The organism is Variovorax sp. GW821-FHT10C12 (assembly GCF_059415405.1).
The window spans coordinates 499,376-513,159 of record NZ_JBWKNE010000002.1 but is presented as its reverse complement, the minus strand read 5'-3'; the positions used below and the strand labels follow the sequence as shown (position 1 = coordinate 513,159).

Below are 13,784 nucleotides of genomic sequence, written 5' to 3'. Positions count from 1 at the left end.
GGTTGATGCTCTCTTGATGGAGCACCGCCAGCTTAGGCAGGCAGACCGGCTGCGGCTTGAACGCAGCCGCTGTCCTGCGACAGCGCCTGGAGACTACTGAAGACTCAGTGTGCCATCCCGCGCCCCCACGCGTGCGAGGCCTGCTCGTCGGCCGTCACGCGCACCTGGTTCGACAGGAAGGACGGCGACAGGCCGAAGTAGCGCTGGAAGGTGCGGCTCATGTGCGCCGCGTCGGTGAAGCCGCTGACCAGCGCCACGTCGGTCAGCGGGCGGCGCGCGGTGAACTGCTGCACCGTGCGGCGCACCTTGGTCCACAGCGCATAGCGCTTGATCGACACGCCCACCTGCTGCGCGAACAAATGCGTGAGCCGGTCGGGCGAGAGAAAGGCCAGCGCCGACAACTCGCGCAGCGGGATCTGCCCCGCATGCGTGCGGATGGCCTGCAGCACGCGGTCGATGCGTGGGTCGATGGCGGCCTGCAGCTCGGGGCTCTCGGTGATCGACGTGACCAGCTTCGCGCTCAGCATCTGCAGGCGCCGGTCGGACAGCGCGCCGTGCTGCGCCGGTTCGAAGTCGTCGCGCGTGCGGCCGAAGCGGCGCGCGTCGATCGGCTGGATGCCGTGGCCGCCCATGTGCCGCGAGAGCATGCGGTAGGCGCTGGAGGCCGGGTCGAGGTTGAGCGACAGCAGCCCGCAGCCGTCGACGTCGAGCCGGCGCGACACATGCGGCCCCACCAGCGCGGCCGTGCAGCGCACGCGCGTGCCGTCGACCGCCTCCAGCGTGAAGGGATGGCCGCTCACCGAGGCCAGCAGCGTGGCCGACGAACGCGCCGTGAGCCCCGACTGGATCGCCGGTGTGATGTAGAGGAACCTGTCGTCCCACAGGTGCAGGGAGTTGTGCCGCGTAATGGTCATGCCGCCTCGCTTGGGTCTTGTCTCTTGCGCTTGTCTTGTCTCCAGCGGCGGATTCTCACGCATTGCGCCCCCGGCCCCGGCAAGGGCCTGCGCTCGGCGGGGTCAGCGCGGTGGCACGGCCTGCAGCTGCGCATGCTGGCGCACCGCCTCCAGCAGCAGCGTGGCCAGCCGGCTCGCCGGCGCCTCGGCGCGGGCCTGCGCGCGGTACAGCACGAGCGAGATCTGCGGCAGCGCCGGCAGCGAGAGCACCGAGCGATCGAGCGTGCGCACATGCGAGGGCAGCCCGAACGGCGTGCGCACCGTGAGGCCCAGGCCGGCCGACGTCGCGGCCCACAGCGCCGCCAGGCTGGCACTGCCGAAGGCGCGGCGCCACGGCAGGCCGGCGCGGTCGAGCGCGGTGATGACGATCTCGCGCAGCGGGCACGGGGCGTCGAGCATGATGAGCGGCAGCGGCTCCTTGCTCTTCACGGCGCGAACGCCCGCGCGGTGCTCGCGCTCGGTCCACCAGGGCGCATCGACGCGCTCGGGCGCCGTGGGGCCGATCCACAGCAGCGGCATCCGCGCCACGCGCTCGGCATGCGGCGACAGCGGCTGGTCGCCCGCGTCCCAGGCCAGGGCCAGGTCGAGCTGGCCCAGCTCGAGCCGCTCGCGCAGCTCGCCGCTGCGCGCCACGCAGGCCTCGATGCGCACCTTGGGGTGGGCGCGCGCGAAGCGGCCGAGCACGGCCGGCAGCAGCGTCTCGCCGAAGTCTTCCTGCAGGCCCAGCCGCACCCAGCCCTGCAGGTCGACGCCGCGCAGCGCGGCGCTGGCCTCGTCGTTGAGTTCGAGCATGCGGTGCGCGTAGGCCAGCAGCGTCTCGCCGGCATCGGTGAGCGCCAGGCCGCGGCCCTCCTTGCGGAACAGCACGGTACCGGCCTGCGCCTCCAGCTTCTTGAGCTGCGCGCTCACGGCCGAGGTCGAGCGGCCCAGCTTGTCGGCCGCGCGCGCGTAGCTGCCGAGGGCCATGCCGGTGGAGAAGGTGCGCAGCACGTCGAGATCGAACATCACCTGGGTCATCGCGGGTCCTTGCATGAGGCTTTTCGATCATCCTGAATTTCAGGACGATCCGCTCATTATTTTCTGATTTTCAAAACCTTTGCAGCGGCGGACACTGCGCTGCAACATGACCCCATCGCCCTCCTCCCCTCCGTTGTCGCCCCGCCACCGCTGGAAGGTGCTCGCCGCCGGCGTGGCCGCCAACGCGGCCTTCTCGGTCGCCTTCAGCGGCATTCCCATGACCGCCGTGCTCATGCGCACCGGCTACCAGCTGGACAACGCCGCGCTCGGCCTGGTGCTCGGCCTCATGGGCCTGGGCATCGCCGTGAGCGAGCTGCCCTGGGGCCTGCTGACCGACCGCTGGGGCGACCGCCCCGTGCTGCTGGCCGGCCTGGGCAGCACGGCGATCGCGCTGGTCGCGATGGCGCTGTGGGCCGCACCGGGCGCCGGCCATGTGCCGGGCCTCGGCGTGCTGGGCGCGGGGCTGCTGCTGGTGGGCCTGCTCGGCGGCAGCGTGAACGGTGCGAGCGGGCGCGCGGTGATGACCTGGTTCGACGCCAGCGAGCGCGGCCTCGCCATGAGCATCCGGCAGACCGCGGTGCCCCTGGGCGGCGGCATCGGCGCGCTGGTGCTGCCTTTCGTCGCCCTGCACTTCGGCTTCGCCGCGCTGTACGGCCTGCTCGCGCTGCTGTGCGCGCTGAGCGCGGCGATGAGCTGGGCCTGGGTGCACGAGCCGCCCGTGGCGCCCCGCCACGCGAACGTGGAAGCGCCGGCGCCGAAGACCGGCCCGCTGCGCGACGTGCGCGTGTGGCGCATCGTGGCCGGCATCGGCATCCTGTGCGCGCCGCAGTTCGCGGTGCTGTCCTTCGGCACGGTGTTCCTGCACGACTTCGGCCACGTGGGCCTGGGCACGATCACCGCGGCCATGGTCTTCGTGCAGGTCGGCGCGATGGCGATGCGCGTGTGGAGCGGCCGCTGGACCGACCGCCGCCGCAACCGCCCGGCCTACCTGCGCGCCTGCAGCGCGCTCAGCGTGCTGCTGTTCGCGGGCCTGGCTGCGCTGGTGATGGCGGCGGGCACCGAGGCGCCTTCACCCGCGCTGCGCGGGGCGCTGATCGCGCTGCTGGCCGTGAGCGGCGTGTGCGTGTCGGCCTGGCACGGCGTGGCGTACACCGAGCTGGCCACGCTGGCCGGCGCGGCGCGCGCCGGCACCGCGCTGGGCATGGCGAACACCAGTGTGTTCCTCGTGTGCTTCGTCACGCCCTTTTCCATTCCTCACCTGCTGGCGCTGCAGGGCTGGCCGGTCGTGTGGCTGGCGGCCAGCGCCTGTGCGCTGGTGGCCATGCCGCTGCTCGTGCCGCGCCGCAACGCCGGTCCCGGCGCCTGCACGGCCGAGCTGACTCAGAAGGTCGCGAAGACGGCGTTGAGCCGGTCGACGTAGGCGCGCTTGGCGGCCGCGTCGATGAAGCTGCCCTCGAAGCTGTTGGCCGCAAGCTGCCAGGCCTGCTGCACGCCCAGGCCGGTGGCGGCGAAGGTCTGCGTGAAGTTCTGGTTCATGTAGCCGCCGAAGTAGGCCGGGTCGTCCGAGTTGACGGTGGCGACCAGCCCCGCGTCGAGCAGCGCACCCAGGTTGTGCTGCGACAGGTCGGGGAACACGCACAGCTTGAGGTTCGACAGCGGGCACACGGTGAGCGGAATGCGGTCTTGCGCCAGCCGCTTCATCAGCGCCGGGTCTTTCGCGCTTTGCACGCCGTGGTCGACGCGCTCGACCTTCAGCACGTCGAGCGCGCTCCACACGTAGGCCGGCGGGCCTTCTTCGCCCGCGTGCGCGACGAGGTGAAAGCCCAGCTCGCGGCAGCGTGCGAACACGCGCGCGAACTTCTCGGGCGGGTGGCCGACCTCGCTCGAGTCGAGCCCCACGCCGATGAACTTGTCGCGGTACGGCAGCGCCTGCTCCAGCGTCTCGAAGGCATCTTCCTCGCTCAGGTGGCGCAGGAAGCACAGGATGAGCGAGGCGCTCACGCCCAGCTTGGGCAGTGCATCGACGCAGGCGCGGTGCAGGCCGTTGACCACCGTTTCCATCGACACGCCGCGCGCCGTGTGCGTCTGCGGGTCGAAGAACATCTCGGTGTGCACCACCTGGTCGGCCGCGGCGCGCTCCAGGTAGGCCCAGGCCATGTCGTAGAAGTCCTGCTCTTTCAGCAGCACGCTGGCGCCGGCGTAGTAGATGTCCAGGAAGGTCTGCAGGTTGGTGAAGGCGTAGGCCTTGCGCAGGTCTTCCACGCTGGCATACGGGATCGAGACACCGTTTCGCTGCGCGAGCGCGAAGATCAGCTCGGGCTCGAGCGAGCCTTCGATGTGCATGTGCAGCTCGGCCTTGGGCATGGCACGCAGCAGCTCGGGCAGGCGTTCGGCGGGAATGCGCTGCGCGAAGCTGGGGTCGAAGAGGGGGCGGCTGGAATCGGTCATGGGGCGTGGGAAATCGACGTTGTGATCGCGCACAGCATAAGGGCAGACACCCTGCGCGGCATCCCCGAAAACGTATACGCTGCCAGCCCCATTTCCCCCAAACTGATCTGGGTCAAATCGGGCCATGGCGGATGCGCTAGGCTTGGACCCCGGCAGGCCCGGCATCGGGCGTGTTCTCCCTCCAATCCGCGCGCAGCGTGCATTCGTGCCCCTGGCGCCGTCCTTGATCGACTCGCATGACCCTACAAAACGCCTTCACCCGCGAAGACCTGCTGCGCTGCAGCCGCGGCGAACTGTTCGGCCCCGGCAACGCACAGCTGCCCGCCCCGAACATGCTGATGGTGGACCGCATCACCCACATCAGCGCCGAGGGCGGTACCTACGGCAAGGGCGAACTCACGGCCGAACTCGACATCACGCCCGACCTGTGGTTTTTCGCCTGCCACTTCGAAGGCGACCCGGTGATGCCGGGCTGCCTGGGCCTGGACGCCATGTGGCAACTGGTCGGCTTTTTCCTCGGCTGGCAGGGCCTGCCGGGCCGCGGCCGCGCCCTGGGCTCGGGCGAAGTGAAGTTCACGGGCCAGGTCCTGCCGACCGCCAAGCTCGTCACCTACAGCATCCAGATCAAGCGCGTGCTCAAGGGCAAGCTGAACCTGGCCATCGCCGACGGCTCGGTGAGCGTCGACGGTCGCCAGATCTACACCGCCGAGGGCCTGCGGGTCGGCGTGTTCACCTCCACCGACAATTTCTGAGGGTTTCCCCATGCGACGCGTCGTCATCACCGGTCTGGGCATCGTTTCGTGCCTGGGCAACGACAAGGAGACCGTCTCCGCCAACCTGCGCGCCAGCCGCCCCGGCATCCGGTTCCAGCCGGCCTACGCCGAAATGGGCCTGCGCAGCCAGGTGGCCGGCTCCATCGACCTTCCCCTCGAAGACCTCATCGACCGCAAGCTTTATCGCTTCGTCGGCCACGCGGCGGCCTATGCCTACCTGGCCATGAAGGACGCCATTGCCGATGCCGGCCTGACCGAGGAGCAGGTGTCCAACCCGCGCACCGGCCTCATCGCCGGCTCGGGTGGCGCCTCCACGCTGAACCAGATGGAAGCGCTCGACCTGCTGCGTGAAAAGGGCGTCAAGCGCGTCGGCCCCTACCGCGTGACGCGCACCATGAGCAGCACCGTGTCCGCCTGCCTGGCCACGCCCTTCAAGATCAAGGGCCTGAACTACTCCATCGCCTCGGCCTGCGCCACCAGCGCGCACTGCATCGGCAACGCCATGGAGCAGATCCAGATGGGCAAGCAGGACATCGTGTTCGCCGGCGGCGGTGAAGAAGAACACTGGACCCAGTCGTTCCTGTTCGACGCCATGGGCGCGCTGTCCACCAAGTACAACGAGACGCCTGAAAAGGCCTCGCGTGCCTACGACGCCGAGCGCGACGGCTTCGTCATCGCCGGCGGCGGCGGCATGGTCGTGGTCGAGTCGCTCGATCACGCACTGGCACGCGGCGCAAAAATCTACGCCGAGATCGTCGGCTACGGCGCCACCTCCGACGGCTACGACATGGTCGCGCCCAGCGGCGAAGGCGCCGTGCGCTGCATGCAGATGGCCATGTCCACCGTCGACGCGCCCATCGACTACCTGAACACCCACGGCACCTCGACGCCCGTCGGCGACGTCATGGAAATGAAGGGCGTGCGCGAAGTCTTCGGCGACAAGGCGCCGGCCATCAGCTCCACCAAGAGCCTGTCGGGCCACTCGCTGGGCGCCGCCGGCGTGCACGAGGCGATCTACTGCCTGCTGATGATGGAAGGCAGCTTCATGGCCGGCTCGGCCAACATCGAGGCGCTCGACCCCGAAGTGGCCGACATGCCGATCCTTACCGCCACGCGCGAGAACGCCACCGTCGACACCGTGATGAGCAACAGCTTCGGCTTCGGCGGCACCAACGCCACGCTGGTGCTCAAGCGCTGGCAGGGCGCGTAAGAACGCCTGCCGGCCCCGTCGCGCCCGCGACGACGGGCCTGCGGGCGCTTCGCTAGACTGGGTTTTTCGTTCTTCCATCCATCCACCGCGCGAGGAGACCCATGGCGATCGACACCCTTTCCACCTGGCACCGGCTCGTCAAGACACGCGACGTGGCGGGCCTCGATGCCCTGCTGGCCGACGACGCCGTCTTCCTTTCGCCCGTGGTGCACCGGCCGCAGGTCGGCAAGGCGATCACGAAGCAGTACCTCGCCGCGGCCTTCCAGGTCTTCTTCAACGAGAGCTTCCGCTACGTGCGCGAACTCCAGGGCCCGACCGATGCCGTGCTCGAGTTCGAACTCGAACTGGATGGCATCGCCATCAACGGCGTGGACATGATGAAGTGGAACGCCGAAGGCCGGATCACCGAGTTCAAGGTGATGCTGCGGCCGTTGAAGGCGGTGAACCTGATCCACCAGAAGATGGCGGCGCAGCTGCAGGCGGTTGCGCAGCAGTAAACGCGCTCAGGGGCAGGCCAGTTCCGTCCTGGCCACGGCACACAGCCGGGCCTTCTCGGCCGCGGGCAAGGTGAGCCCCGGCATCAGCCCGTCCAGCCGCAGCACCGCCGGGTAGAGGCGCGTGTCCTGCGGGTTCTTGCGGTAGGCACGCAGCACCAGTTGCTGGCTTTCCTTGCCGCAATGCCGGCGCTGCTGGCGCGCCACTTCCTTGTCGTGTGCCGAACCGTCGCCGTTGAATTCGCCGGCGAAATGAAAGCACATTTCCGCGTCGTCCACGGCCTTGCGCAGGCGATGCTCTTCTTTCGAGAACGTCGGCGGTGCGGCGAACGACATCGACACGGCCAGCAGTGCCGCACCTGCCGCCATGACCCTGTGCAGCTTCATGGTGTGAATCCCTTTCCTGAATGAAAAAAAAGGGCCGTCCGCAGACGACCCTTCTCGTGGCAATCGCCGAAGCGATCGACCAATGATTACTTCTTGTCGCCGCCCGGCACCTTGCCTTCCACGCCCTTGACGTAGAAGTTCACGCCCGACAGGAACTTGTCGTCGGCGACCGCGTCCTTGGCGATCAGTTCCTTGCCGTCCTGGCCGACGATCGGGCCCTTCCAGATCGAGAAGCTGCCGTCCTTCAGGCCCTTCTTCACTTCTTCGACCTTGGCCTTGGCTTCGGCGGGCACGTCTTCGGCGATCGAGACGATGTCGATCGCGCCTTCCTTCACGCCCCACCAGGTCTGGCCGGTGGTCCACTTGCCGTCCAGCGCATCTTGCGTGGTCTTGATGTAGTACGGCGCCCAGTTGATGATGGCCGAGCCCAGGTGGGCCTTCGGGCCGTAGGCGGTCATGTCGGAGTCCCAGCCGAAGGCGCGCTTGCCCTTTTCTTGCGCGGTCTTCAGCACGGCCGGCGAGTCGGTGTTCTGGAACAGCACGTCGGCGCCGCCGTTGATCAGCGCGGTGGCGGCTTCGGTTTCCTTGGGCGGGCTGAACCACTCGTTCACCCACACGACCTTGGTGGTGATCTTCGGGTTGACCGACTGCGCGCCCAGCGTGAAGCTGTTGATGTTGCGCAGCACTTCAGGAATCGGCACCGAGCCGACCACGCCCAGCGTGTTGCTCTTGGTCATGGAGCCGGCGATCACGCCGGCCATGTACGCGCCTTCGTAGGTGCGGCTGTCGTAGGTGCGCATGTTCTCGGCGGTCTTGTAGCCGGTGGCATGCTCGAACTTCACGTCCTTGCTGTCGTTGGCGACCTTGAGCATGGGCTCCATGTAGCCGAAGGTGGTGCCGAAGATCAGCTTGTTGCCCTGGCCCACGAAGTCGCGGAACACGCGCTCGGCGTCGGCCGACTCGGGCACGCTTTCGACAAAGGTGGTCTTGATCTTGTCGCCGAATTCCTTCTCGAGCGCCTTGCGGGCGTTGTCGTGTGCGAAGGACCAGCCGCCGTCGCCCACGGGACCGACATAGGCGAATGCGATGTTCAGCGGGGCTGCTGGCGCGGGGGCCGGCGCGGCGGCGGGGGCCGGTGCCGGCGGTGCAGCGGGGGCGGCCGCCTCTTCCTTCTTGCCGCAGCCGATGAGGGCCGCCGAAGCCACCGCGGTGAGTGCCGCGAGCTTGAGCAGGGAACGCTTGTTCAGATCATTCATTGTCGAAATCCTCAGAAGAAAAGGACGGGTTGGCAAAAAAACGAGAACGCGATTATGAGCCGGGGTAGAACGGTTTCCCCATCGAGGCCGGCATGTTGATGCGGATGAAGGCGGGGTTGCGCGAGATCAGCGCCAGCACCACGATCGGCGCGATGTACTGGGCCATGCTGAGGAACTGCGAGGGCACGTCGACGCCGCTGCTCTGAAGGTGAAAGCCGAGCATCGAAACGCCGCCGAACAGGTAGGCGCCGAGCAGCACGCGGATCGGGCGCCAGGTGGCGAAGGTGGTGAGCGCCAGCGCGATCCAGCCGCGGCCGGCGACCATGCCCTCGACCCACAGCGGCGTGTACACGGTCGACAGGTACGCGCCTGCCAGCCCGCACAGCGCGCCGCCCGCGATCACCGCCAGGAAGCGGATGCGCCGCACCGGGTAGCCCAGCGCATGCGCCGACTCGGGCGATTCGCCCACCGAGCGCAGCACGAGGCCGGCGCGGGTGCGGTACAAAAACCAGATGAGCCCGATGGTCAGCAGCACGGCCACATACACCATCGGGTGGTGCCGGAACAGCGCCGGGCCGGCCAGCGGAATGTCGGCCAGCACGGGAATGGCGAAGGGCGTGCTCTCGGGCAGCTTGGCCTGCACGAAGCTGATGCCGGCGAAGGCCGAGAAGCCCACGCCGAACAGGCTCAGCGCCAGCCCCGTGGCGTACTGGTTGGTGTTGAGCCAGATCACGAGCACGCCGAAGAAGGCCGCGAGCAGCGCGCCGGCCGCCATGCCGGCCAGGAAGCCGAGCCAGGGGTTGTGCGTGATGACCACCGTCGCGAAGCCCGCGATGGCGGCGCACAGCATCATGCCCTCGGCGCCGAGGTTGACGATGCCGGCCTTCTCGTTGATCAACAGGCCCAGCGCCGCGATGGCGAGCACGGTGCCCGCGCTCAGGGTCGAGCCCAGCAGGAGTGCGTAGCTTTCCATGGTTCAGAGACCCCCTTCGGTGGCACGCGCGGTCGGCGCAACGGGCGCGGTCGGCGCGGTGATGGGCGTGCTGACCTGCAACGAACTCGTGGTCAACGTGGCGGCCTTGGCGCCGGCCTTGCGGCGGATGCGGTAGGCGATGAGCGTGTCGCAGGCCAAGAGCGTGAACAGCAGCAGGCCCTGGAACACGCCGGTGAGCGACTTGGGCAGGCCCAGGCGCGACTGCGCGAGTTCGCCGCCGATGTAGAACATGCTCATCAGGATGGCCGAGAAGATCATGCCCACCGGATGCAGCCGCCCGACGAAGGCCACGATGATGGCCGCGAAGCCGTAGCCTGCGGGCACGTACGGCGTGAGCTGGCCGATGGGGCCCGCCACTTCGAGCGCGCCCGCCAGGCCGGCCGCGCCGCCCGAGGTGAGCAGCGCGATCCACACGGCGCGGCGTGCCGAGAAACCGGCATAGCGCGCCGCCGCGGGCGCCAGCCCGCCGACCTGCTGCGCAAAGCCCGCGCGCGTGCGGAACAAAAACACCCACAGCGCGCCTGCGCCGACGAGCGCGATGATCAGCCCGATCGACACGCGCGAACCCTTCATGAGCCGCGGGATCTGCGTCACCGCCTCGAAGGTCTTGGTTTGCGGAAAGTTGTAGCCCTGCGGGTCTTTCCAGGGGCCGAAGACCAGGTAGCTCAGCATCAGCGTGGCCACGTAGACCAGCATCAGGCTCACGAGGATTTCGTTGGCGTTGAACTTGTCGCGCAGGAACGCGACGATGCCCGCCCACACCATGCCGCCCAGAATGCCCGCCAGCAGGATGGCCACGACGATCCAGCTGCCGGTGCTTTTGTCGGCCAGCAGCGCCACGCCGCCCGCCGCGATGGCGCCGCAGACGAACTGCCCTTCGGCGCCGATGTTCCAGACGTTGGAGCGAAAGCACACGGCCAGGCCGAGCGCAATGATGAGCAGCGGCGTGGCCTTCACCATCAGCTCGCCGATGGCGTAGCCGCTCTTGATCGGTTCGTAGAAGAACACCTGCAGGCCCTTGACCGGGTCCTTGCCGAGCGCGGCGAACAGTGCCACGCCGATGAGCACGGTGATCAAGAGCGCCAGGATCGGCGAGCCATAGCTCCAGAAGCGCGACAGCTCCGGGCGGGGTTCAAGCTTGAGCATGCGCGCCCTCCTTCTTGTTGTTGTTCTGGTGGGGCTGTGCCTGCGGCCACAGGCCGCTCATCCACTCGCCGATCTGCGGCAGCGTGGCCGCCGCGCGGTCGATCGAGGGCGACAGCCGCCCCTTGGCGATCACGTGCAGCCGGTCGCAGATGTTGAACAGCTCGTCCAGCTCCTCGCTGATCACGAGCACGGCGCAGCCGGCGTCGCGCAGCGCCAGGATCTCGGCGTGGATGAGCGCCGCTGCGCCCACGTCCACACCCCAGGTCGGCTGCGAGACGATGAAGAGCTTGGGGTTGGCGTCGATCTCGCGACCGACGATGAACTTCTGCAGGTTGCCGCCCGACAGCGAGCGCGCCGCCGCGCCCGGGCCGCCGGCCTTCACCTTGAAGCGATCGATGATGGAACGCGCCTGCTTGTCGAGCTCGGCGGTGCGGATCCAGCCGCCCTTGCCCACCGCATTGCTGCGCGTGAGCAGCAGGTTGTGCGCCAGGCCCAGCGTGGGCACGGCGCCGCGCCCCAGCCGCTCCTCGGGCACGAAATGCAGGCCCAGCGCACGCCGCGCACGCGGGCGCAGCCGGCCTGCCGGCTGGTCGAACACGCGCACCATGGCGGGCTCGGCGCGCACGTCCTCGCCCGAGAGCGTGTACAGCAGCTCTTTCTGGCCGTTGCCCGAGACGCCGGCGATGCCGACGACCTCGCCCGCGCGCACGTCGAACGAGATGCCGTCCAGGTCGACGCCGAACTGGTCTTCGCGCGCCAGCTTCAGGCCCTGCACGCGCAGCGCCACCGCGCCGGCATGCAGCGGGCGGTGCTGCAGCGGTGGCGGCTCGCTGCCGATCATCAGGCGCGAGAGCGACTCGGTGCTCTCGTTGCGCGGGTTGCACACACCTGTGACCTTGCCGCCGCGCAGCACGGTGCAGGCCGTGCACAGCTCCTGGATCTCGTGCAGCTTGTGGCTGATGTACAGGATGCTGCAGCCTTCCGAGGCCAGCTTGTTCAGCACGCCGAACAGGCGGATCACGGCCTGCGGGGTGAGCACCGAGGTCGGCTCGTCCAGGATCAGCAGCTTGGGGTTGGTGAGCAGCGCGCGGATGATCTCCACCCGCTGCATCTCGCCCACCGACAGCGTGTGCACGGGGCGCGCGGGGTCGATGTCCAGCCCGTACTCGCTGGCCTTGGCCGTGATGCTGCGGGCCACCTCGGCCAGCGCGAGCGACTTGTCCAGGCCCAGCCAGACGTTCTCGGCCACGGTGAGCGTGTCGAACAGGCTGAAGTGCTGGAACACCATGCTGATGCCCAGCGCGCGCGCCTGCTGCGGGTTGCGCAGGTTCACCGCCTGGCCGTCGAAGGTGACGGTGCCTTCGTCGGGCTTGACCGAGCCGTAGATGATCTTCATCAGGGTCGATTTGCCCGCGCCGTTCTCTCCGAGCACGGCATGGATTTCGCCGGGCTGCACGGCCAGGGAGATGTCGCTGTTGGCCACCACCGCGGGGTACCGCTTGGTGATGTGCGCCAGCTGGAGTCTGGGGGTTGTCATGCCGGGTTTCGTGGGTTTGTCTCGTTCAACTGCAACAAAGCGGGGACAGCTATAAGTTTAATAGCGTCCCCGCGACCATCGGCGCCCGACGGCGCTCTACTCAGCCTCTCAGTGCCCGCCGATGTAGGCGAACTTGAACAGGAAGATCGCCGCGATCACCCAGACCATCGCATGCACTTCCCGTGCCCGGCCGGTGCACAGCTTGAGCACCGCGTAGGTGATGAAGCCGAAGGCCAGGCCGTTGGCGATCGAGTAGGTGAAGGGCATGGCCAGCGCCGTGACGGCGGCCGGGATCACCTCGGTGGTGTCTTCCCAGTCGAGCTCGACCAGGTCGCGCAGCATCAGGCAGCCCACGAAGAGCAGCGCCGGTGCGGTGGCGTAGGCCGGCACCGAGCCCGCCAGCGGCGAGATCATCAGGCAGGCCAGGAACAGCAGCGCCACGACCACGGCCGTGAGGCCGGTGCGGCCGCCGGCTTGCACGCCGGCCGCGCTTTCCACATACGCCGTGGTGCTCGAGGTGCCCAGCAGCGAGCCCGCGAAGATCGCGCCGCTGTCGGCCAGCAGCGCCTTGTTCATGCGTTCCATCTTGCCGGGCACCAGGAGGCCGGCGCGCTTGGCCACCCCCATCAGCGTGCCGGTGGCGTCGAACATCTCGACCAGGAAGAACACCAGCACCACGTTCAGGATGCCGCCCTTGAGCGCGCCGAGGATGTCCAGCTGCATGAAGGTCGGTGCGATGGACGGCGGTGCGTCGAACACGCCGTGGAACTTGTTGCCGCCGAAGAAGAACGACAGCACCGTCACCAGCATGATCCCGATCAGGATCGCCCCGCGCACCTTCAATCGGTCGAGCGCCACGATGACGAGAAAGCCCAGCGTGGCCAGCACCACCGGCGCCGAGTGCAGGTCGCCCAGCGTGACGAAGGTGGCCGGCGAGGCGGCGACGATGCCCGCGCTCTTCAGCGCGATGAGCGCCAGGAACATGCCGATGCCCACGGTGATCGCCGTTCGCAAGGACTGCGGTATGCCCGCGATGAACAGCTCCCGCAACCCGGTGACCGTCACGATCAGGAACAGGCAACCCGAGATGAACACCGCGCCCAGCGCGACCTGCCACGTGTAGCCCATGCCGAGCACGACCACGTAGGCGAAGTAGGCGTTCAGGCCCATGCCCGGCGCCATGGCGATCGGGTAGTTGGCGTACAGGCCCATGATCAGCGTGCCGATGGCCGCGATCAGGCAGGTGGCGACGAAGACGGCGCCCTTGGGCATGCCCGCGTCCCCGAGGATCGACGGGTTCACGAAGATGATGTAGGCCATCGTCAGGAAGGTCGTCAGCCCTGCGATGACTTCGGTGCGCACGGTGGTGTTGTGCTCGGTCAGCTTGAAAAAGCGTTCCAGCAGACCGGCGTTGGCCGGTGCGGTGGCCGCACGCAACGGCGCCGCCTCGGTGGCCCCGGCGGCCCGGGGAGTGGTGGCCTTGGGCACCTCTTCATACCTGTTCATTTCGCTTGTCTCCAGCTGTTGTATGTGGCGGTTCGTTCATCGTTGCCTCGGTCGCGACGCCGG

General features: G+C 68.4%; 13 protein-coding genes. 4 read left to right on the top strand and 9 right to left on the bottom strand.

Translation table 11 applies throughout. From position 1 onward, the window contains the following. Nucleotides 1-104: 104 nt before the first annotated feature. Both AC07OH_RS15640 and AC07OH_RS15635 read right to left on the bottom strand, forming a co-directional pair. A complete protein-coding gene (locus tag AC07OH_RS15640) occupies nucleotides 105-914 on the bottom strand; it encodes a helix-turn-helix domain-containing protein (protein WP_495301289.1) in 810 nt (269 codons plus the stop codon). Nucleotides 915-1,016: 102 nt separating this feature from the next. Further along, nucleotides 1,017-1,970 carry a LysR substrate-binding domain-containing protein gene (locus tag AC07OH_RS15635; RefSeq protein WP_495301288.1) on the bottom strand — a complete coding sequence of 318 codons (954 nt, stop codon included), beginning with the start codon at nucleotides 1,968-1,970 and terminating at the stop codon, nucleotides 1,017-1,019. A 106-nt stretch (nucleotides 1,971-2,076) separates the two neighbouring features. Between AC07OH_RS15635 and AC07OH_RS15630 the strand changes: the two genes are divergently transcribed. Continuing rightward, nucleotides 2,077-3,390: an MFS transporter gene (locus tag AC07OH_RS15630; RefSeq protein ID WP_495301287.1), complete on the top strand. Its 1,314-nt coding sequence runs from the start codon at nucleotides 2,077-2,079 to the stop codon at nucleotides 3,388-3,390. On the opposite strand, the gene AC07OH_RS15625 is transcribed toward AC07OH_RS15630, so the two are convergent. Next, on the bottom strand, nucleotides 3,351-4,418 hold the full coding sequence (locus tag AC07OH_RS15625; protein WP_495301286.1) for an adenosine deaminase: 1,068 nt from the start codon (nucleotides 4,416-4,418) through the stop codon (nucleotides 3,351-3,353). The two genes, AC07OH_RS15630 and AC07OH_RS15625, sit on opposite strands and share 40 nt — an antisense overlap. Nucleotides 4,419-4,654: 236 nt before the next feature. Between AC07OH_RS15625 and fabA the strand changes: the two genes are divergently transcribed. From fabA to AC07OH_RS15610, 3 genes are all read left to right on the top strand, one after another. Continuing rightward, complete coding sequence (fabA, locus tag AC07OH_RS15620) at nucleotides 4,655-5,170, top strand: 3-hydroxyacyl-[acyl-carrier-protein] dehydratase FabA (RefSeq protein ID WP_056574156.1); 516 nt, start codon at nucleotides 4,655-4,657, stop codon at nucleotides 5,168-5,170. 10 nt (nucleotides 5,171-5,180) lie between these two features. Next, the gene (gene fabB, locus AC07OH_RS15615; RefSeq protein WP_495301285.1) at nucleotides 5,181-6,401 is read left to right on the top strand and encodes a beta-ketoacyl-ACP synthase I; all 1,221 of its coding nucleotides are present in this window, start codon (nucleotides 5,181-5,183) and stop codon (nucleotides 6,399-6,401) included. A 101-nt stretch (nucleotides 6,402-6,502) separates the two neighbouring features. Beyond that, nucleotides 6,503-6,898, top strand: a complete 396-nt coding sequence (locus AC07OH_RS15610) for a nuclear transport factor 2 family protein (protein WP_495301284.1) — start codon at nucleotides 6,503-6,505, stop codon at nucleotides 6,896-6,898. A 6-nt stretch (nucleotides 6,899-6,904) separates the two neighbouring features. Here AC07OH_RS15610 and AC07OH_RS15605 read toward each other — a convergent pair whose 3' ends face one another. The 6 genes from AC07OH_RS15605 to AC07OH_RS15580 all read right to left on the bottom strand — a co-directional run bounded on the left by AC07OH_RS15605 (nucleotide 6,905) and on the right by AC07OH_RS15580 (nucleotide 13,721). Beyond that, entirely contained in the window at nucleotides 6,905-7,282 is a 378-nt protein-coding gene (locus tag AC07OH_RS15605; protein WP_495301283.1) for a hypothetical protein, read from the bottom strand. 86 nt (nucleotides 7,283-7,368) lie between these two features. Beyond that, nucleotides 7,369-8,538 (bottom strand): BMP family ABC transporter substrate-binding protein, encoded by a 1,170-nt coding sequence (locus tag AC07OH_RS15600; RefSeq protein ID WP_489061924.1) that lies wholly within the window; start codon nucleotides 8,536-8,538, stop codon nucleotides 7,369-7,371. A 52-nt stretch (nucleotides 8,539-8,590) separates the two neighbouring features. Next, nucleotides 8,591-9,511 carry an ABC transporter permease gene (locus AC07OH_RS15595; RefSeq protein ID WP_056574139.1) on the bottom strand — a complete coding sequence of 307 codons (921 nt, stop codon included), beginning with the start codon at nucleotides 9,509-9,511 and terminating at the stop codon, nucleotides 8,591-8,593. Between the two features lie 3 nt (nucleotides 9,512-9,514). Further along, the gene (locus AC07OH_RS15590; RefSeq protein ID WP_062477508.1) at nucleotides 9,515-10,678 is read right to left on the bottom strand and encodes an ABC transporter permease; all 1,164 of its coding nucleotides are present in this window, start codon (nucleotides 10,676-10,678) and stop codon (nucleotides 9,515-9,517) included. Beyond that, nucleotides 10,665-12,215 carry an ABC transporter ATP-binding protein gene (locus AC07OH_RS15585; protein WP_495301282.1) on the bottom strand — a complete coding sequence of 517 codons (1,551 nt, stop codon included), beginning with the start codon at nucleotides 12,213-12,215 and terminating at the stop codon, nucleotides 10,665-10,667. Before AC07OH_RS15585 ends, AC07OH_RS15590 begins: the two co-directional genes overlap by 14 nt. A gap of 108 nt (nucleotides 12,216-12,323) precedes the next feature. Continuing rightward, nucleotides 12,324-13,721: an NCS2 family permease gene (locus AC07OH_RS15580; RefSeq protein ID WP_099795716.1), complete on the bottom strand. Its 1,398-nt coding sequence runs from the start codon at nucleotides 13,719-13,721 to the stop codon at nucleotides 12,324-12,326. Between the last annotated feature and the right edge of the window lie 63 nt (nucleotides 13,722-13,784).